Annotated in this window: 10 protein-coding genes; all 10 read right to left on the minus strand. The window is 40.0% G+C overall.

Features of this window, described 5'->3' with window-relative positions; translation table 11 throughout:
• Nucleotides 1-2: 2 nt before the first annotated feature.
• A complete protein-coding gene (locus T546_RS22735; protein WP_051629574.1) occupies nucleotides 3-2309 on the minus strand; it encodes an ABC transporter ATP-binding protein in 2307 nt (768 codons plus the stop codon).
• Nucleotides 2306-3850 carry a glycoside hydrolase family 43 protein gene (locus T546_RS0103275; RefSeq protein ID WP_026890387.1) on the minus strand — a complete coding sequence of 515 codons (1545 nt, stop codon included), beginning with the start codon at nucleotides 3848-3850 and terminating at the stop codon, nucleotides 2306-2308. Before T546_RS0103275 ends, T546_RS22735 begins: the two co-directional genes overlap by 4 nt.
• A gap of 18 nt (nucleotides 3851-3868) precedes the next feature.
• Complete coding sequence (locus T546_RS0103280; protein ID WP_026890388.1) at nucleotides 3869-6067, minus strand: alpha-galactosidase; 2199 nt, start codon at nucleotides 6065-6067, stop codon at nucleotides 3869-3871.
• Nucleotides 6068-6102: 35 nt separating this feature from the next.
• Nucleotides 6103-7623: a glycoside hydrolase family 43 protein gene (locus T546_RS0103285; RefSeq protein ID WP_026890389.1), complete on the minus strand. Its 1521-nt coding sequence runs from the start codon at nucleotides 7621-7623 to the stop codon at nucleotides 6103-6105.
• Nucleotides 7624-8551: 928 nt separating this feature from the next.
• The gene (locus T546_RS0103290) at nucleotides 8552-10195 is read right to left on the minus strand and encodes a toll/interleukin-1 receptor domain-containing protein (RefSeq protein WP_026890390.1); all 1644 of its coding nucleotides are present in this window, start codon (nucleotides 10193-10195) and stop codon (nucleotides 8552-8554) included.
• 121 nt (nucleotides 10196-10316) lie between these two features.
• Entirely contained in the window at nucleotides 10317-11006 is a 690-nt protein-coding gene (locus tag T546_RS0103295) for a hypothetical protein (RefSeq protein WP_026890391.1), read from the minus strand.
• 30 nt (nucleotides 11007-11036) lie between these two features.
• Nucleotides 11037-12206 carry an SPFH domain-containing protein gene (locus T546_RS22740; protein WP_051629576.1) on the minus strand — a complete coding sequence of 390 codons (1170 nt, stop codon included), beginning with the start codon at nucleotides 12204-12206 and terminating at the stop codon, nucleotides 11037-11039.
• 786 nt (nucleotides 12207-12992) lie between these two features.
• Complete coding sequence (locus tag T546_RS0103305) at nucleotides 12993-13463, minus strand: hypothetical protein (protein WP_026890392.1); 471 nt, start codon at nucleotides 13461-13463, stop codon at nucleotides 12993-12995.
• A gap of 353 nt (nucleotides 13464-13816) precedes the next feature.
• On the minus strand, nucleotides 13817-14290 hold the full coding sequence (locus T546_RS0103315) for a hypothetical protein (RefSeq protein WP_026890394.1): 474 nt from the start codon (nucleotides 14288-14290) through the stop codon (nucleotides 13817-13819).
• 23 nt (nucleotides 14291-14313) lie between these two features.
• A complete protein-coding gene (locus T546_RS0103320) occupies nucleotides 14314-21477 on the minus strand; it encodes an RHS repeat-associated core domain-containing protein (protein WP_026890395.1) in 7164 nt (2387 codons plus the stop codon).
• Between the last annotated feature and the right edge of the window lie 257 nt (nucleotides 21478-21734).

Below are 21734 nucleotides of genomic sequence, written 5' to 3' on the forward strand. Positions count from 1 at the left end.
TCTCATCCCTCCGAACATGGCAAGTGTTCTATCGTTAATGCCTTTGTTTGTAATTCCAACAGTTTATAATAGGTCCCATGCAGTTTAAAAAGTTCGTCTCTGGTCCCCTGCTCCGTAATTTTCCCCTGTTCAATCACCACCAAATAATCTGCGTCCCGCAGCGTGGAAAGCCGGTGAGCAATAGAAATTGTAGTTCTGCCCTTTACCAGGTAGTTGATAGATTTTTGAATCAGGCGTTCCGTTTCCGTATCAACGGAAGCAGTGGCCTCATCCAAAATAAGAATCTTCGGATTTGCAAGAATTGCTCTTGCAATGGAGATCCGCTGCCGTTCCCCGCCGGAAAGCTCCCGCCCGGAGGCACCGATTCTCGTATCGTAAGCATCCGGCATCCCCATGATGAACTCATGAGCTCCGGCAAGCTTTGCTGCACGGAATATCTCCATTCGTCCTGCCTCTGGTTTTCCATATGCGATGTTATCTGCTACCGTCCCCATAAATATATACGTTTCCTGTGATACCATAGCTACGTTTTTACGCAGATCATGAAAGCAGATTTTTTTAATGTCAATTCCGTCAATTGTAATCTGCCCTTCCACGGGATCATAAAGTCTGGAAATCAGGTTCACAATCGTGGTTTTTCCAGCTCCAGAGCGTCCCACGATACCCAGCATGCTGCCTGCTGGAATTTTAAGCGTAATATCCTTTAATACCGTTTTGTTTTCTGTATATCCAAACGTGACATTTTGAAGAGAAATATCTCCTTTTGGTTTCTCCAGTCTCAGGGCATCCGGAGCCTCTTTTACCTCCGGTATGGCGTCCATGATCTCGAACATTCTCTTTGCACTATTCATACTATCTGCCCATTGGTTATACACTCTCGCAAAAAATCCCATAGGTCCACGAAGCTGTCCCACGTAGCCTGTAAATGTAATCAGCGTTCCCAGATTCATATTTTTACCGCTCATCAGAAAGTACACCCCAAGCCCCCAGACTGCAAAGGATGCGATCTCCTGGGCTCCGCCATAGATGAGATGAAACGCATTTTGCTGACGGGAAATGGCAATTTCTGCATTTAAAAGCCCCTTGTTCGGCTCCTTATAGCGTTCTGCTTCCAACCGTTCCTGACCGAAGGATTTGATGACCCTTGCCCCGGTCAGATTATCATTTACAGTACTATTTACGGATCGCTCAGCCCGATGTCTTTTACCAAACAGCACCCAGATCCTGGGCCTAAGATACCAACTGATTGCAAAAAGGGCGGGAAACAAAAGAAGGGTCACGATGGTCATCTGCCAGTTAATTCGAACCATAACCGTCACAGAAGCAAGAATGATAAAACCATTGATGAGAATATATGGCGCACAGTCAAAATAGAACCCGGTGACCCGATCCGCGTCACTCATGACACGTGTCATCAGTCCACCGGTCTGCCTGTTTTTATAAAAACTGATGGAAAGCTTTCCCATAACACGGAAGATATCTTTTTCCATATTCCGGACAACTCCCGTTACCATTTGTGCCGTAAAAACCCCTTGAATAATCTGCAGCAACAGGAGGGTTATTTTTACAGCCAGCATAGTAACCACAGCCAAAAACAGTGCTGTGACAAAATCCCCATGTGCGATTCCAAGCCTTATTAAAAAATCCTGGTTTTTTGCAAGAATCCGGTCATATAAAACCATACCAGTTAAGTAAGGCCATACCAGGTTGAGCCCAGCTCCTGCCAGAATGCAGATTAACATCAGCACCAGCTTCAGGCGATATGGCTTAAAATATTTTGTCGCCCGAAGGAAGGCGGTCTTCCGGTTGGTGCATCTGGGACATAACCTGGTGGCAGAATCCGGATACATTCTTCCACATGTTGGACAATAGATTTCCTCTTCCACCTCAAAAGGACGTCCCTCCCAGGTCATAATCAGCCTGTGTACCTGATGCTTACAGAAATTAGAAAAGGCGGCAATGCAGTAATCAATTCCCCGATACCGTATTGTCAATGTGCTGCATGCCACCTGGGGTTCTATAAACATGTTTTCTATATCCAGTACCTTATACTGACTGACTGTCCAATCTCTTTCCCAGTTCGCATACATTTCCCTGGTGGAGCCATAGCCTTTAAAGTAATGTACACGCTCTGCTCTTTTTGTCTCCTGAAAGAAAAAAAGCATCTGCTCTGTAAGAATCACAAGCCCATCCCGGTAGCTGCCTTCCGGATCCATATCCGTTTCAGCCTTATATAATATCTGGCTTTCCGTGATTTCCTCCCGCATAAGAATTGCTTTTATTCCTTCTGGAATCTTTAATTGCTTCATAGCTGTTCTCCGTTATAATATTTGAAATCATGAAATACGGCAGTTCCACCTGTATTACTTGTGGAATATAAAAACAATCCGTATCGGCAGCCTGTAAAATGGTCCAGTTTAAAGACCAGATGCTGATTTCCAGCAAGATTCCACTGGTTGTTCTGCTTATAATAAAATTCCGCCATATCCTTCATATCCCGGAAATCTGCTTTTATTTTAAGTGAAACCGAATCTCCTTCTATAGGAACCCGGTAACATTCCATTCCCGGCATACAATCCAGTGAAAGATCGCTAAGTGAGGTATCTTCCATTCTTCTGCTCCACATCACCAGATAATAGCATCCGGTCGCTCTGGTAACGCCCACCAGACCATAACACCCCTGCAGCGCACATATCCCTGCATAATCTCCATTCTGTAATTCACTCACATCTAAGGTCACTTCTGCACTGCTGACAGGATACATCATCCTTTGAGTCAGGGTATTGACCGCCTGTGTCAAATTGATACTGATTTTTCCCGTCTTTATTGCCAACCCGTTGTTATCGGTCCTCCACCACAGGCTGTCATTGGGTTCATGATTCCACTGCCACACATTTATAAGCTCTGGCTTTCCATTTTCATCTTTTTTTCCGGTAAAAAATCCGGATGCATACAAAGGCTTATACTCATAATCAGGCCTTGTGCTTTCGATGTCAAAGTGTTGCGGCATCTTTTTGCAGTCTCCGAAAACCGGCCAGTCATGGTCCCAGGTAACAGGGACCAGAACCGGAATTCTACCCACAGCCCCATGATCCTGAAACAGTATCCCAAACCATTCTCCTTTTGGTGTACTTACAATTCCACCCTGGGCGACCCCCTGGTTATAAAAACCAATGTCATCGTCAAAAATGTCTCCGCCTTTGAATTCTCCCTCCAAATGATCCGACAGAAAGCAGGCCTGGGTTCTGCGCGCCATTCCATATTTCGGCCAGTGTATAACAAAAAGATAATATTTATCATGAATCCGATAAAAATGAGAACCCTCATAGCCCAGGTAAACATCTGCCTGCTCCTCAATCAGGATTCTGCACAATCCGTTCTTTTTGGGGGCTGTCAGCTCTTCATTCATCTCTGTCATATGAATCTGGTTCATTCCCCATATGATATATGTTTTTCCATGATCAAAAAACAACGAACCATGATGGTAAACTCCCTGTACATCATGCCTCTCCCAAGGCCCCTCTGCTTGATTGGCCGTAAAAAGGTAAGTCCTTCCTGTGTCATAGGCCGAAAAGCAGATATAGAATCTTCCTTCATGAAAACGAAGGCTGGCTGCCCACATCCCTCTTCCGTAGATATTCTGCTCCCCTTCCAGACACTGTGCCGGCGTACTGTCTAATCGGCGAAATACATAGGTAACGATTTCCCAATGTACAAGATCATAGGATCTTAAAATTACACCTCCTGGAAAAAAGTGCATGGTCGTACTAACCATATAATAGGTATGCCCCACTCTGATTACATCAGGGTCTGGATAATCCGTTTTTATAATAGGATTTATTTGGTCCATATTTTCTCCCTTTATAAGCTAACTCTGGGCGGTCAAATGAATCAGACTTCCAAAGCAGTCTCCACCGGCCCATGGTGTATGAATGCGATAGCCTCCATACATCAGTTCTTCTCCCATATAGGAACGTTTTTCGCCCTCAATCTCATAGTTTCTATCCGGATGTAAACCTTTGAATCGAATCGTATGTACAAATTCTCCCGGATGAAGCAATACATGCACAAAGGAAATGATTGCTTCTTCTTTATCCTTTGACACTACCATGTAACAATCATATACGCCATTTGCGGCATAAGAAGCGATACGGTAATAATCCCCCTGCCGCACCAAATCATTATATTTATGATACATCGCGATTTGCTCCGGAATCTGGATGCGATCCTCCCTGGAGAGCTTTGTCACATCAAGCTCATATCCAAAGGTGCCTGCTAGCGCTATCTGCCCTCTTGTTTTAAATGGTGTTACACGCCCCGTGATATGATTGGGACAGTCACTGACATGAGCTCCCATGCAGGACAAAGGATACAACAATGCAGTTCCTTCCTGAATCATCAGGCGTTCCAGGGCATCTGTATTATCGGAAGTCCACACCTGTGGACCATAATACAGCATTCCCGGATCAAAACGTCCGCCCCCGCTGGAACAGTTCTCAAGAAGCAGATATGGAAATTCCTTTAAAAGCCGATCCTGCAGCTGATATACCCCGAGAACATACCGGTGCATCACTTCTCCCTGTCGATCCGAGGGCAGGCCATAGCTTCCGATATCCGCCAGTGTCCGGTTCATATCCCATTTTACATATTCGATATGAGCGCTGTGCAGTACCTTTGAGATCATATCATAAACAGCGTCCACTACTTCCTGTCTTGATAAATCCAGAACATACTGACTTCTTCGAAGAGACGGTTTTCTCCCTGGTACAGCGATGGCCCAGTCAGGATGGGCACGGTATAATTCTGAATCCAGAGACACCATCTCCGGCTCCATCCATATTCCAAATTTCATGCCCAGAGCATGAACCTCACTTACCAGATGGGATAGTCCTCCCGGCAGCTTTTCTTCATTTACAAACCAGTCCCCCAGAGAACTGGTATCATCATTGCGCACTCCAAACCAGCCATCGTCCACAACCAGCATCTCGATACCGTCTGCTGCCGCTTCTTTCGCAATGGAAAGGAGCTTTTCTGTATTAAAATTAAAATATGTTGCCTCCCAATTATTTAAAAGAATGGGACGTTTTTTATCCCGATACTCTCCCCGGATCAAGTGTTTCCGGTATAAGTCATGAAATGTTCGGGTCATTCCGCCAATTCCCTGCCTGCTGTAGACAAGCACGGCCTCTGGTGCCTGAAATTCCTCCCCGGGGTTAAGCTTCCATAAAAAGTCCTCCGGGTGTATTCCCATGATAAAGCGCAGTCCTCCTGATGGTTCCAGGGCGGTCTGGGCTAAAAAATTGCCTGAGTATACAAAATTCATCCCATAGATTTCTCCCTGATCTTCCTCTGCCCCATGTGATGCCAGGGCCATAAAAGGCTGCGACTGATGCCCTGTTTTCCCGCAGATAGAATGTACACGATGAGTTCCCATACGAAGAGGATACCGATTGATTCTGCACTCTCTGGCCCAATCCCCATGAAGCGTAATGAGATCAAAATTCCTGTTATCCATATCAAGGGATGCGCTAAGTACCTTGGTTAAGAAGATTTCCTCCTCCCCCATGTTCACAATTCGAACACTTCTGGTCATTGCATCCACATTCTCAAATACCGTGTAGAGCAGAATGACTTGCAGCCTTAAAAACGAGTCTTCGCACACCAGCTCCAAAGTAACGCATTCATCCTTTTCGCCAAAGGTTGCAGGCAGACCGTTTAGCTCCGGCTTCCCTGAATAAATCCGATGCTTTATGTAGGAAAGCTTCAGAGCTGTATGTCCGCTCTTTGTCCGTATCCCAATTGCCGATTCCCGATAATCACCAATTCCGCCAGTGGGATATTCCTTTGGAAATCCACCCAGAAAGTTCAGTCGGTCTGCAGCCATCTCATCTGCTGCATATGCCGGCTCTCCTAACCCCATTAAATAAACCAGTCTATGACTTTTCATCTTTCTTCCATAATAGATGTGAGTCACAAACTTTTCTTCCCCGATAATACCAATCATATAGCTGGTATTTGGAGTATCCAGTTTAAAAACCTGATCCTCCTCAAAATACTCAATTGCCACTTGATTCCCTCCTCACTCATTTAAATCCCCATTTGTTATAAAATACATTCGTAGTTGAACTTCATGAAATCAGCTGCCCCTCCGATTTCTTTGGTGGAATAATAGAACAGTCCAAACCGGCATCCCGTGAAATGATCTAATTGGAAACTAAGCTTGTGGGGGCCTCCGATAGGTACCCATGCGCCCTCTTCTTCATAAAAGAATAAAGCCTCATCTTTTTCATCTCTGTAATCCACCTGGCATTTTAAGGTGACAAGTGGGTTTTGTACCGGAAGTTTCTTGTGAATGACTTCTTCCTGCCCCTTATGAAGCATTACGATAAAGTAATTTCCCATTTCTCTGGTAATTGCAACAGCCCCATATCGCCCTTGAAATGCTGAAATCCCAGCAAAATCGCCATCTTTAATTGCACTGGCATCAATTGTGACACTGGCTGCGCTGACATTTTCCATTGTCCTTTGAGTCAATGTATTATAGGACTGGGTGAGATTTTTACATATTTTCCCGGAATGGAGACGTAGAACTCCTTTCCGTTCGGTTACGGACCATAAGTCATTTCTAGGGGTATGATTCCATTGCCATGCCATATTCAAATGGAGCTTTCCATTCTCATCCGGCTCATAGATAAAATCATCGGACACATATAAAGGCTTATATATATAACCTGACCTGGTAGCTACTGTCTCTACTTCGGTGGGAACCTTCCCATTTATACCAAATACGGGAGTTTCTCCTCTCCAGATGACAGGCACCAGCACAGGAATTCTCCCCACTGCACCACGGTCCTGAAATAAAACTGCATACCATTTTCCTTCCGGTGTGTCTACGATTCCGCCTTGAGCCACACCTGAACCACGAAATCCCATATCATCGCAAAGTATATCTCCCCCTGTAAATTCTCCCTCTAAGGAATCGGAAGAAAAACAGGCCTCCGTGCGAAACCACCGTTCTCTTAGGCTGTGAATAAAAAAAGCATAATATCTGCCGTTTATTTTGTAAAAGTGACTGCCCTCAAATCCTAATCCCGGGTGATCTTTATCTTCAACAAGAATACGGTCAAGGCCGCCTTTCTTGGGTCCGGTTAATGCTTCATTCAGCTCTGTTAGCCGAATCGTTTTATTTCCATAGATAATATAAACTCTGTCGTCTTCATCAAAAAACAGAGAGCAGTCATGATAAAAACCTTCTATCCTCCGCTTTTTCCATGGCCCCTCCACCCGATCCGATTCATATAAATAGGTCTTATGGGTGTCATTGCATACAAAGCATACGTAAAATACTCCCTTATGATGCCTTAAAGTGGCTGCCCACATCCCCTTACCATAAATATTCAACTCTCCCTCAAGCATCTGAGCTGGCGTATTATCAAGAGTTTCATATACGTAACCAGCCAGCTCCCAATGAATCAGATCATAAGAACGCATAATTGCACCACCTGGCATGAAATGCATGGTGGTGCTGATCATATAATAGGTGTCTACTACACGTATTACATCAGGATCTGGATAATCCTGTTTCAATAATGGATTCTGTCCCCTTATCGGATTACTTGCCATATTTCCCTCCCCTTAAGTACATAAGAAAAGCTGTGTTTATTGATTCTTATGAAACCATTGCATGCCCCCTTCTCATCTTAACGGGGAATTGCTTTCTTTTCTCACTACTTTCTGCTATGTTCTATTCAGATATTGCTAAATTTTCTGATTCGTTTCTATCAGATAGAGGTTTCTTCTGTTCTGGCTCTTCTTTGCTTTTTTTACTATATATAAGCTGCGACACCACTTAGATTATTGATAGATTTATATATGAAAAATGAATCGCTGATAGGAGTTTCTATACGTGGTATACCTGCGTCTTTGTTTTTCTTATTTTATGAGCTAGTCAAATTATACAATTATTCAAGTCAGTAAACCATATAATCTCGACTACATATAACGCATAATTCGACATTTTGTTACAATTTTAACTATTGGTCTTCTCCAAGCGTGGCTGAATTCTAGTTCTAAAAAATCAGGTTAACACTTTTTTGCTACAGCCTCACTTATAAACAGTTGTGCTTCTATGAATAAGAGACTATATTGATATAAAATGAAAATGCCCTGCCTGAATCCGTTTTAATGAATTTAGGTAGGGCTCAAATGTATATTTAATAAATATATGTATCAGCACATTGGCTGTTATAAGGATTACAAAAATGAATTTATTTGTGTTAGCACCAAAGAAAGCAAGCAATATGGGTATAAGTATATTGAATCCAAGCTCTAAATATTAAGTGGTAATAGATATCGGGTAACAATTTCTGCAATCTAAATTTTAAATCAATTAACAGCAAGGGAGCATAAAATATTACCCTTATCATTTCATAAGATTTTTAGAATATAAGAATCATAACAGGCGATTACTGCCTATTTCTCTCTCCTATCCGTTCCAATTATGTACCTTACTTATAGAAGGTACAATTAATTGTTTTATATTTTGTTTACCTTAGGAATCCTTTCCATACTTTGTCTTTGTTTGCCGTATCTGCTCATATAGTATTACAAGTTCATTCTCAATCTTAGATCTTTTCCCCCATTGTAATACATTGAGTTTCATATTAGTTTTCTCTAACTCTCTTACTTCATCCCACAGCTCATTGATAACAGTTGTATATTCTTGCTCTAAACGTTCTTTCTCTTCTTTTTCTAAACGAGCCTTTTCTTCCTCACGCTGTCTCTCAAGAAGTTTTTCATTTGCAAAACCACGGCTGATATCAGCTTTCTCACTTGAATCCTTATATCCGTTTAAACCATCAAACAATTCTATAAGTTCTAAATAATCCTGTTCCGTCTCAGCCCCCTGAAGCCTGGATAGTCCCCTTTGATAAGTACTTTCAATGCGTTCAGTTTCAAGTCTATCATTTATTTTTTTGTTATATTCTTGAATTGTTTTTTTATAGCTTTCATCAGCAAATCGAACTGCTTTTTGATAATCCAAGTATCCATCCAGGGATTTTGTATGAGTGATTATGTCTTCGGAACAATGAAGTTTTAACAATGCTAAAAGCTTATAAAAGTACGCATATGCATTTCTAGGTTCTAAGTCTAAAATTCTATCACAATATTCCTGGGCAGATTGAAAGTTTCCATCTTCCAGAAAAAGGCTGGTACGTTCTAATAACTGGGTAACACCAGGAGTCAAATATGATATTTCTGAATTACTCTGCAAGCGGCTATCTGTTTTATCTTCATTTGCAGACAATACCTTTTTTATACCACGGATCAAATCTTGAATAAAACCAATCTTTGTCATATCCTGACTTTGAAACATGGATAATTCTTCAGGTAAATCGTATACATCTATGTCGCTGTAACAAGGAATTAAAAGCTTTCTTCTGTCTTTCTTGATTAATGATAAATAACGGCTCCATTCATTTTTAACCCATACTGCATTAAAATACTCTTGTTTTGTACCTATTACAACCATAACTTTGGCACTATTTAATGCTGCAAATATGTATGGTTCGTATAGTTGACCCAGTTTATCTTCCAGAGTTATTCGAGCAAAGAAAACTTTATAGCCTTCCTCTGTTAACTCGTAATATATATCTTGTGCCAGTGCACTGTCTTTTGTACGGGTCCCCCCCTCTGAGGTTTCCTTATAGCATATAAATACATCGTATGGCTCTTCTTGTGCAGAAATCACCAGAATGCCTTTTTGAATTTCAGCAATGCGCTTTGCTTCCAGCTCATATAAATCCTTTGTGTGTAAATCTTCAGCATTTTCAATCGCGGAAAGATAATCGGCATCTGTCAGTATTGAATCACTATGAACTCTATGACAGGTTGGAACTCTCTCATGTGTCTTGGGATCCTCTACATATTCAATACCAAACTTTGATAATACAAGTCCCCAATGTGCTTCCGCTGATGAAGCATTAATATTAAGAATATTTTCATACGCCATCATCGCCTTATCAAAATTATTTTGGCGTCTAAAATGATTGGCTCTGTTATAAAGATTTGCTATTTGATCGTCAGTAGCTTTTGGTAATGTCATTGTACTACCACAATGATCACAAGTTCCGTATGTTTGATTTGCGGAAGCTTCAATATCCCCACCACACATTTTACATTTTAATAAAGCCATAGTAATATCTCCTTAACTACATTCATTTACTTCATATTTATATGACCATTAAAATATATTTAATGGTATAGTCTCTTTTTCTTATTTTCTACTCTGGCCATACCATCAGGCCAAAAAAAAACTATTTTAAAGCTATGCATTTTCTATTTCGTTCTGCAACTAACTGCTGTACTTCTTTACAAATGATTTTTATGATTGATAAATCATTATCTACTACAGATTTAGAAAGATCAGCAACTCTACTCTTGATTTGATTTTCTAAATCTGCAAGCTCTTGGCTGCTCATTGGATCGCTGTAACTTATCGACTCTGCAAGTTCATTTAGTATTTTTTTTACAGCCTCATCTGTAATTTTATCTGCCATGCCTTCTATTTCTATGTGTAAGGTCTTGATGTAAAATACTTTTTCTTTATTTCTACTATCAATGCGCTCGATTTCATCTTTTGAAATATCTACAGCAACCAATCCTATCAGACAAGCACCAAAAAGAATTGTATTTAGTAAAATGCCATATTGGAAAGGAATAAAGACTAAAAAAATTTCTAATAGTCCAAATACTAACTGCACAATTAAATAAGTCCACGCAAGGGCAATTAATGAACACCCATAAACTTTGCTTCTCAGCCCTTCTCTCCCAAGAGCATAAAAGCCAACTCCAGCAGTCAATAAAATAGCCGCTGTTGTAAAACTATACCCTACCCAAAACATTCCACCTCTGTCCAATGGCAGCAAAAAAGCAACTATATTATATACAGCCAATATGACAAACACCGATATAAGGGATAACCCTTTGTTTTTTGAAATAATCATATCTTTAGCCCTCCCTAAAAATGCTGCCAATTACAGGCTGCTCAGAATTTTTTTCTTTTCTTCTTCAAATTCTTCGTCTGACAATATTCCTGCTTCTTTCATTAATTTAAGCTTCTCAACCTTTTGTTTAAAAGATACCATGTCATCAGATCCTTCTGGTATTGCAGAGGAGTTTGTTGTAGTAATATTATTTTTAACAGAACCTAATGATGACATCAAAGGGTTTAAAGCATCATTAGTGATACCTGCAACTACCGCACCCATACCACCAGCGATTCCTCCCATCATCCCAAGTCCAATTCCTGTACTGGAATAATTACCGACTCCTTCATTCATGGCAACCTTCTCGGCCACATCGTAACCACGTTCTGATTGATAGGTGTACCCTTCCTGCGCTCTCTTCTGTGCGATTGCAGCAGATTCTATCACCATTTTTTGTGCATTGGTCTGCTGATCGATTATCCCAACCTTTTGTCTCAGCTGTGCGTTAGCAACATCAGCATACTGTCTTATATGTATATCTTTAAAGGATTCATATGCTTTATCTCCATCAGGTTTTACAATGGTTGTTACAAAAAAGCGCTCAAGTGAGAGACCGTAATCATCAAAATCTGGAATCAATTGCTTATGCAAGGCTAATGAAAGCTCATCCATATGCGAGTCGACTTCAAAGATACCAAATTCGCTATTTTGCATTGTCTGAGCCAGGTATGGCTTAACTCTGGCCATTAGGAAAGCTCGGAACATCTGAGTTAGTCCTGCCTGCCCCAGGGAACGTTCCGTACCGACTAGTTTCACAAGCAGTTTTCGAGAATCCGATACGCGCAAGGCCATCTCCCCAGAAACTCCTATTTTAAGTGGAAACTTATAGGTCGGTTCCATATATTGAACCTGGCTATCTGTCCCCCACTTAATAGACATTTGCTCCGTTTTATTTATAAAATAGATCTCGCAATGAAATGGCGTTTGGTCATTTGTTGACTTACTTAAAAACTTCCTTACTAACGGTATATTCTGTGTTTCAACTGTATGACGTCCTGGACCAAATAAGTCCAGTGCTTGACCATTCATAAAAAATATTGCTTCTTGAGATTCATGTACGATTAGCTGTGTTCCAGTATTAAAATCTTCGATATTCGATTTCCATATAAATGTGTTGTTATCTCCTTCATACTCTACAATTTGAAAAATATCTGCCATTTTTTCTTCCTCCCCTAAACTTGTTCTTTTTTGCGAATATTATTTTACCAATAGTTTACGTTTACCATTCTGTTTGGATAAATTGTATTTATAAAAACTAATTGATCTATTAAATCTCGCTTCCATATTGCTCTCTTCTCATTTATTACATATAAATATTTCATTATATTTTATATAATATTACATATTATAACATTAATGATTAACATCATATAGATTTTGTTTTATTATTTGGTGATAAAATAATTTGATAGATCCTAACTAAAAAGTAAAGAATTCTTAGTATTAGTTATACATTATATGTCTATATGTTTCAATATAAAAAAGGGGTTAACTTATATAATGATTTTAAAAATATAATTTTTTTTATATAGTTTTAATTTTATGATTCCAAGATTAACACTTTCAAACAGATTGGTTTAACATGTTTAAAATTTTAATAGAGTTTATTAACATCACTCTTCTACTGTTTATACAAATATCCCTCCCCCAAAAAAATTCTTAATTTATTATCTTACCATTGAGGTATATAAATTAACTTATTAAAAAAAGGCAAAAACAGAGGTGGCTAATTAGAGCTCTTTGTTTTTGCCTTTTATTTAAGTACTTTCCCATCCAAATAAGAATCTGTATTAGTTGATTTTGGAGTGTTATGTCCAGTTTTGCACTAAACCCAATCATTATAATTTATATAATTGAATTTAACCTTTAATTCCTCTTTTTCATTTTTACGATTACATCTAGACAATTTGATAGGAAAGTTATGTTGATCTTCATTCTTTATTATTAAACTTTTAAAGTATAATATTTTTTTAAAAATTCATTATATAATTCATCATAATCATTTTTCAATTCATATTCTAGCTCACTTATAAAAAAGTTACTATCACTTATATTTGCTTTAACTAGGGAATCTAAAAAAACATCTGTAATATATTTATTCCAATATATAAATAATAAAAACAAATAAGTGATACATCCAATAGCATTTTCTTGAATCAATATTTTAATGTTTTTAATAATAGTATGGGAAGCCAGTTCAGGATTAATTAAAACAGCTTTATTAATGATTTCTGTAACAAATTCATTTTGTTCAGTATTAACAGCCCCATCACTATATAATTTCATTAAGTCTGGAATGTCATCTACACTAACTTCTTTTTCCGTACTTGAACAGAATTCATTCATCGTATAGATACCTTGATCATCTTCTTTTAAAGCATAAGCTGTTTCATATAACTTCTTGTCATACATCATTACCCCTCCTTACAATTTGTTTTCTTATTATGTTTCTTATTATGTTTCTTATTATTTTTCTTATTATTTTTTTGTTCGTATTCTTTAGAAAATATCTTTTCATCTTTTATTATTTCACTAGTGTATTTGCTACCTTTTTGATTTTTAGGATTTACTCGGCAAGGAAAAAGAGTTAGTTGAAGGTTCATTGACTACTTATAAGCCAACTTGCTTTACAAGAAGCTTTTCTTAATCGGCATAGATTAATGGATGGAGTAAAGATTAAAATATGTAGATAAGTTATAATGTTTGCTATACTAATACAAGGGATCGACAAAGGTAAGATGTTCACCATTTTAACGATCCCTTTAAGTCTACAGACCTTTAGATATAACAATTCCTTTGGGAGACCCCCAGCTTAAGCTTTCTAGAAAAACATTTATTGCCTGATCTACGTCAGCTAAATCATATTTTACGTCAATTTGTTCTTCATCAAGCAATAAAATAATACAAAATGTATCTAATTCCTTGTATAATTCATAAAATAACACTATTAATTCATTATTTGCCTTTTGATTTTGCTCATGGTTGTTAACCGCAAACTCCAAATCTGTAAGGCTTTCTCCTTGCAACGTAAAAGCGGTAAAATCGTATTGCTCTAAATTTTTTCCTACAATCTTTTTGTAGTAATTCCAATTATCATATTCTTGAAAATATACGGAGGATTGAAATTTATATTTCTTGGGATCTTGAGAAAACGTTTCTCCTCCCCATTCAACCAATATCTCTTCTAAATTCAACTTATTAATATCCTTCTTAGGTATTAATATATCAAGGATTAAATCCATTTTCCCCTCCACTAGTATATTATTTAGTTATTAAATGGCTCTGGTTTTCCTCGATACCAACCACCTTTTCCTTCTTTATCATACATAAATACATGTTGGTGAGGGTTCGTATGTTGATCCGCCCTACCATGATTACTCCAATGTACTTCACTCAAAGGAACATTTTTGCCATTTGCAGTTGGCCATGCTTCATCTAAGAAAGTAGCTGATTGCCTGTATACTTCACCCGTTTCTGAGCTTACCTTACCTCCTATAACAGTATGAGGACCGTTAGCATTTGGATCAGGTAACGGAATATCTTGCCCATTAACTCGCTGCTTAGCTACAGGTATAGGATTACCATCAGCATCTTTAGGTATATAAACTTTATCACCCTCAGCAGGATTATCATTTTTACACTCATTATTATTCTTTTTACTATACCCACTAGGATCATAATAAACCACAGGATTATTCCCGCAATAAGAATAAAGATTCAGCCCATCTCCCCGATAAACATCTTCCTGGTGGAAGCGTCCAATCACTGGATTATAATATCTGGCCCTTAGATAATACTGCCCTGTCTCCTGATCATATTGCTGGCCTGTATACAGAATCCTACTTTTAATCTCCTCTGACTTTTGACGTATGGCTCCAAAAGCATCGTACTCATAAAAGCTTTCTATTTGACCATGTTCTCCCGTTATGTACGCAGTACTGTTCCGCTCGTCCAAATGGTAGGCATGAATGCCTGCATCGTTTTTCTTCTCACTCCCAGCAACACCGTACCCTAAAATATATCTGGCACTAACAGATTGGTCCACTTCGGTCTCTGCCTGAAGTTCCCCATTATAATAAATAAATCTGGAGGCTTTTCCATTTACATTTGTGCCGACTCTTAAGAACTCTCCATCGTAGAAATTCTCATAACGGAAATTATCACCGATTACTTCCGTCTGCTCACCAAACGGATTATATCCATACCTCCTCTTTTCGGAATTTCCCTGCTCTTCAAGGATATTCCCTTGCTTATCGTATCGGTATACCCAGCTTTCTCCCTGAGTTTTTCTTTCGGTCAGCTGATTTCTTCTATTATAACAGTACGTTTCTTTCCCTGCAACAGACTCCTTCCCAATACGGTTTCCGCAATAATCATATTCATAGGAAATGTTCGTTCCATCATAACTTTCCTGTATTAAGCGATTTAAAGTATCATATCGATATGCGATTCTTGTTTCTGACGCTTCTCCTTTTATTCCAGATTCTACTGCTGACTTTCCAAAAAGAATACGGCTTCCGCTTTTTGCAATTCGATTTCCATTTAGATCGTATTCATATCGGAAATCAAACAGTGGTTGATTATCTGAAACGCAGGTTGCCAGTCGGCTGATATTTCCATCCGTATCATATTCATAAATGGTTCTCGCTCCATTTTTATGATAAATGGATTTTAGCTTCCCATCCGGATAATGACTGTATTCCACTAGTTTTTCATTACCTTCTGCATTAATATAACTTAGACTTCCTCTCCAATCATACCCATAATGCAATGTTTTACCAGTAATGTCCGTAAGGGTCTTCAAAGCACCATTCTTATCATATGTACAAGCCAAAAGTGGTTGGCCAGAGGATGTTTTTTTCAAGAGCTTACCGTCAGGTCTGTATTCATAAGTATAAATGAATCCTCCTGAAATAGCTTTCTTCTTCATTCCAAAGGTATCATACTCCCAACTTCTGGTCACCAGGTTCTCACCATTTTTGTCACAGCCTGCCTCGTAAACAGGGTTTCCATCTACATTATAGGCAGTTTTTACCTGATTTCCGTTTCGGTCCGTATGAAGAACTCTTCTGCCTTCCCTGTCATATCGGAAGGTTTCACTATTTCCATCCTGGTCAATTATTTCACAAACTTTCCCTTGACTATTATATCGGTAAGTAATCGAACCTCCATTGGAATCCGTTGTAGTGGTTATCAGTCCACTGCTATTGTAGGAGTATGTTTCATTACCGCCATCTGCATATCGAATTCCGCAAATACGTCCCCAACCATCAATATCGTAGCCTGTTTTATTTTGATTACCATCTGCGACTCCAGTTATACGGCCATTGGAATCATAGGTGAAAGCCTGGGCGGGCTTTTTCTGTTTTTTGCTTCTTTCAGTATAGATTTCAGTTTCCATTCCGTGAACTCCATACTGATAGGTGAACTCATTTCCACATGCAACCCGTTTTTTGGAAATGTTTCCGTCTGAAAGATACTGATTATCCTCAAGGACAGTTCCAGCCCCATCTATTTTTGATATTAAGTTTCCGTATTGATCGTAGGAATAATGAAAGCTGTTTTCTATTTCTGATGCTTCCCCACCTTTTGGCAGGATCTCCTTTTCCAGACGATCATTTTTATCATAATGGTAGCTAAACACTGGACCTAAACAGTCACTGGCATTGATAATTCGGTCTTTCAGATCATAGTCATAGGTTATTTCCCAAATCTCGCCGCCTTTTCCCTGTCTGGATATCTTCGTTATGTTTCCGGCAAGATCATAGGTAACAAAGGTGGAACGGTCAATGCCATTTTGATGGTCAAGCATCCGCTCTAAGCTTAGACGGTCACAAGAATCGTACTCACGGAATATCTCATATCCTTCTGGAGTTTTTATTCGGATTCGGTTCCCATTTTCATCGTAAGTATAACTGGTGATGGCATACTTTGCCTCACCCGGTATTGCAGGCAATCCACTGTCTAATTCTTCCTTTACTTCTGTAAGTCTTCCTGCTTTATCGTATCCGTAGTGTATGATTTGACGGATTTCATCGGATATAACCTTCTCCTCACAGATCTTTTTCCCCTGTACATCGTAGGAAAAGCGGATGACTGCTCCCATGCCATCTTCCACACAGATTAAACGGTCCCTTTTGTCATAAGAGTATTTTAAATGGAGTTCACTGCCTCCGTTTTCCTTTTGCTGTCCATCGGGGCTCCAATAACCTCCCCTGTGATATTCGCTGATTTTGTTGCCGTTGGCATCATAGTCATAGGTTGTCCTCTGGTATAATACCTCCTGTTCTTCCTCCTTTACAGGACGCAGAATTTCTAAAAGCTGACCTTTTAGATCGTAAGTATACCAAGTGGTCCGTCCCAGAGAATCTGTTTTTCTGGTTTGGTTTCCTAACAGATCATAGGTGTATTGTGCCTGAATACTTCCATCAGGTCCTGTGACTCGCTCCAGATGACCTGCATCATCATAACTATACTGCCATCCTGCACCATCATCGGCTTTAGGGTCATAGGACTCTGGGAAAATGTGTTTTATACGATTACCATTGGCATCGTAAAACATTTGTTCACAGCCTCCATCGGGATATCGAATCCGAATCTGGTTCCCATTGCTGTCATACTCATAAGTAATTCCTTCTCCATTGTCAGAGTCACTATGATATGCGTTGGGATGAATATGTTTCAGTACATTTCCCTCACCATCAAGAATCTGCCTGTCATGACTGCCATCAGGACGTAAGGTATCAATTCTTCGATCCAGGAAATCGTATCGATAGGTATATTCTCCGGTTTGATTTTTCCAGGCTTTAGGGGGATACATAGCTAAGAGCCGTCCCATACCGTCATAGAGATAGCGGGACTCGTTGCCTTCCCCATCCCGTACAACGGTGCGGTGATTCTTTGCATTGTATCCATATTCTCTACGACCACAGCTATCTTCCTCAGCCATTAAGCGCCCCATGGCATCGTATTCAAAACGTACTTCTTCTCCATTAGGGAACTCGATGGAGGAAGGCTTTCCACAATTCTGGGAATAAGTGTATTTAGTGGTTTTCCCTAAGGCATCTGTTTCCTCCAGAAGCCTTCCCTTACGGTCATATAAATAGGTACGGGTAATCCAGCCTTCTCCGTCAAACCGCCGTTCTCTCTCTGCTGTAAGATTATGATTTTTATCATATTCGTAAATGAATCTTCGACCGGCATTGTCACTTTTTTTCACCAGATCTCCGGCATCATCGTATTGATAGACCGTGTTCAGCCAACCTGTTTTATTTTCCTGAATAATACGCCCATCTTCATCGTAAGACCATTCCGTTTTATGACCCAGGCGGTCAGTCTCGCTGATCCGGTCTCCCTTTTCATTATATTGGAACAGGGTTTTTGTACCATCTTCATAAGAAATGGAAAGGATCTGCATATCTTTTCCATAGTGATACGTGACGGTTTTATTTCCTACGCTGCTGTAGACAATTACCTTCCGCTCCTCGTCTACATACTCCGCTTTATAAAAATCTCCGTTTGCCAGGACTTGATGAACCATTCTGCCGGCTTCATCGTAAGTATTTTCCAGATACATTACCTTTGCCTGGTCGATTGCTCTGGTTAGATATCCTTCTCTATCGTATTCGTAATGAGTGACTCCGTAATCCATATGAACCACATCAGACAACCGCCCATCCTCATACCGGTACTGCATGGTTCTTCCAAGAGTATCTGTCAGCTGAATGAGACGTCCTTCTCTCATGGTAACGTTAATTTCATAGTTAAGAGCGGTTGTGATTTTTTCTAAGTTTTCGCCGTGGTATGTAAATGACATTGCCTGACCGTTTTTGTCTGTTATAGACATTAAAAGACCGTTGGAGGCATAGCGATAAGTCTTATGCTTCTTTTTATCCCTTACCAGCCATTCCTCGTGATCCTTTAACAATTCAAACCAGCCGCACCCATTGGTTACATTTACCGCCTTCTCTCCATCCCACTGGAAGATGAGATGATGACCACTTTCAAGTATCACATGGCGTTTGCTTCCATCCTGGTAGAGCTTCCCTTCGTAAGCAAAATCCCAGCCCACGCCCATGATTCCTTCCCGTTTAACCGTAGAATTATATCTTCGCTCCAGCCGGATAGACTCCTGGATATCTGGAATCATATAATCCGAAGCTGTAATCAGAAACGCACCGGAAACAGCATCTACAGGTTCACCGAACAACTGGCCAAGGCCGCTGGATATAAAGTTCTCCTTTAACGATCCAAGAACGTCAACCTTTCTTCCCGGCAAAGCTGCATCCACTGTCACATCTACTGCCGTTCCATATACAGTCTGGACTCCGGCACCAATTATCTTTTTCCCAACTTTCGTTTTGGCAAAATTCTGAGCCTTACCCATAATGGCATTGCCTGTACCACCCTTAAACAAACCAAGAGCTGCATTAAAGGCCATATTCTTAACATCCACCCTGCCGCTTATCTGATATTCCTTAATACCACCAAATATCAAAGAACCACCCATTTGAGATACCACATTGGCAACCTGGGATTTGGGACACATGAATTTGGTGAATTTCCCAAACTTGGCGGCCTTTACAAGGGCCTTTCCACTTACCACATCAAATACAATGTCCGTTATAGTAGAGGCAAAATTATAAGCATCTTCATTCCCTCCAAATATGGTATCCCGTATGAAATTGGAAGGTCGCGACGCATCCAGGGAATTGACCTTACTGTAGCCATCCAGTCCTTCCGCCACGTCTGCAACTGCAAAGGCTGCTTTTACTCCTGCTGCCACAAGAAGTGGAGCCGTTGCACCGCCAGTGCAAATGGTTAAGGCAGTAAGACCGACTACCGTAGCAATACTTAAAACTCCGTTTAAGAATTTCTCCTTACTCTTTTGCTTGTTCTCAATCAGAGTATTAGTCAAAGCCGTATTCTGGGCATCCCGGTCAGCGGCATCTGTCTTTGTCAGCTCCGCTGTTATTTCTGCTGCCGATGGAACTGCCTGGGGATGGGAATCTGCCTTATGACTGATAAGAGTTGATTTTACATCAGTTTTATCTTCCAGGGTAATGATATCATCACCACTGTCACCTACCTGTAAGACCACCTTATTTTCGCCGGATATCATCAGATTTTTAACCGGAATTTCTCCCCCGGCCATCATGCCCTTTTGGGTCCTGATATTAATGTCCTTTCCGGTCAATGACATAAATCCGGCCTTATTTAAGCTTAGAAGTATGCTGCCGCTGGAATCAGGAGCATAGCTTAAATAATCCTTTGTCATATCCATGGCACTTCCGCTTGGATCTGAGAATTGTTTGTTATCCGGATTTTTGCTTCCCCCGCCTCCTGCACTGTCTCCAGTGCCGCTTCCAATTGCATGAACCGCAACAGCGCTTTGCTCGTCATGCTCTGGAAAATAAATATGTACCCGGCTTCCTTCCACTGGCATGCAGTAAAAGCTGCTGCTTTCTATGGCATATGTAAAATATTTAAGCTGAGCTGCCGGCTCATAAACCGGATCAATATCAAAATGCACCCGGACTCGGTTTCCGCTTCGTTCTTTTACAGTTGCAGGAATACTCATGCCATAAATTCGGGGATTCTTTTCTTTTTCTCGTTTTAGTCCCTCTCTGCAGGAGAGAGTATACTCGTAGACCAGTTCTCCTTTTAAAGTATACAGCTCCATTTCGATTACAATGGCAGATACCTTGTTAAAAGTCACTGTTTCCCCAACCTGAAGATATTTTCTGGTCCTGATGCACCACTGGGACGCTTCCTGAGACAACACACCATCAGGTCTTAATACCTTTGTATAATGAGCCATGTTTTTACTCAGAACATAATCCTCTTTGTTCAGCTCTGTCCCAATCTGTATATCAGGGATTCCAAAATAGACTTTTCCGCAGTCGCTCTTGGCATCTACCATCAGATAGGTGTTAAAGTGGCTGGCCAGTCTGCGAAGAAAGACCCAATCACTTTCTTCGTACTGCAAAAGCAGTTCTGGAATGACTCCATCACAGCCTGATTCTGCTTTAATATCAAATGTTCCGTAGTCTTTAAGAACCTTTCCTGCAACCGCCATGTAGGTCATGCTGCCGTCTAAAAAGCTTCTGCTTTTTTCCTTCCGGTCCCAGTCTTTTGTATAGGAATATGCCTCCAGATATAGAAACGACAATCCCTGCTCTACTCTCGTATAGACAGTTTCAATCTTTCCTTGAAATACTGTCTGCCCTCCAGAAGTCTCTTTTTCCCTGACTATGACTGGAACAACCGAAGCCATATTTACGAACTGCTCAGCCATTTCATCACTAACCAGCATTTTCATGGTCAGAAATACATGGTCGTTTAATGTTTGTGTAAGCCGAAATGTCTCTACCTGTATGATACCTTCCAGAGAGAGTTCTATTTCCAATTCCTTATAAGCCAATTTCATATCTCATTCCCCCTTTTTCATGAGGTAACCGTTCATTTGTATTTACTATTTGTTCATACTTTTCATCTTTTGCATATCCTCCATGAAATACCTCGATGTTAAATGAATATCTCAGGCAAACTTTCGATAATAGTAAGCAGGGTATTTTACTGTTCATACAAAAAATGATTTTACACTTATCCCAATATCAAAATACATTAAATAAAATTTAAAACATTCCCTTTATTCTGCTCCGAAAGGAAATAGCAGGAAGTACA

The sequence above is a fragment of the [Clostridium] aerotolerans DSM 5434 genome (genome assembly GCF_000687555.1).
Classification (GTDB): domain Bacteria; phylum Bacillota; class Clostridia; order Lachnospirales; family Lachnospiraceae; genus Lacrimispora; species Lacrimispora aerotolerans.

Bases quoted from the DNA above. Each gene is read 5' to 3' on its own strand.
- T546_RS22735 (WP_051629574.1), bottom strand. From the start codon at position 2,309: ATGAAGCAATTAAAGATTCCAGAAGGAATAAAAGCAATTCTTATGCGG.
- T546_RS0103275 (WP_026890387.1), bottom strand. From the start codon at position 3,850: ATGGACCAAATAAATCCTATTATAAAAACGGATTATCCAGACCCTGAT.
- T546_RS0103305 (WP_026890392.1), bottom strand. From the start codon at position 13,463: ATGATGTATGACAAGAAGTTATATGAAACAGCTTATGCTTTAAAAGAA.
- T546_RS0103295 (WP_026890391.1), bottom strand. From the start codon at position 11,006: ATGATTATTTCAAAAAACAAAGGGTTATCCCTTATATCGGTGTTTGTC.
- T546_RS0103290 (WP_026890390.1), bottom strand. From the start codon at position 10,195: ATGGCTTTATTAAAATGTAAAATGTGTGGTGGGGATATTGAAGCTTCC.
- T546_RS22740 (WP_051629576.1), bottom strand. From the start codon at position 12,206: ATGGCAGATATTTTTCAAATTGTAGAGTATGAAGGAGATAACAACACA.
- T546_RS0103315 (WP_026890394.1), bottom strand. From the start codon at position 14,290: ATGGATTTAATCCTTGATATATTAATACCTAAGAAGGATATTAATAAG.
- T546_RS0103285 (WP_026890389.1), bottom strand. From the start codon at position 7,623: ATGGCAAGTAATCCGATAAGGGGACAGAATCCATTATTGAAACAGGAT.
- T546_RS0103320 (WP_026890395.1), bottom strand. From the start codon at position 21,477: ATGAAATTGGCTTATAAGGAATTGGAAATAGAACTCTCTCTGGAAGGT.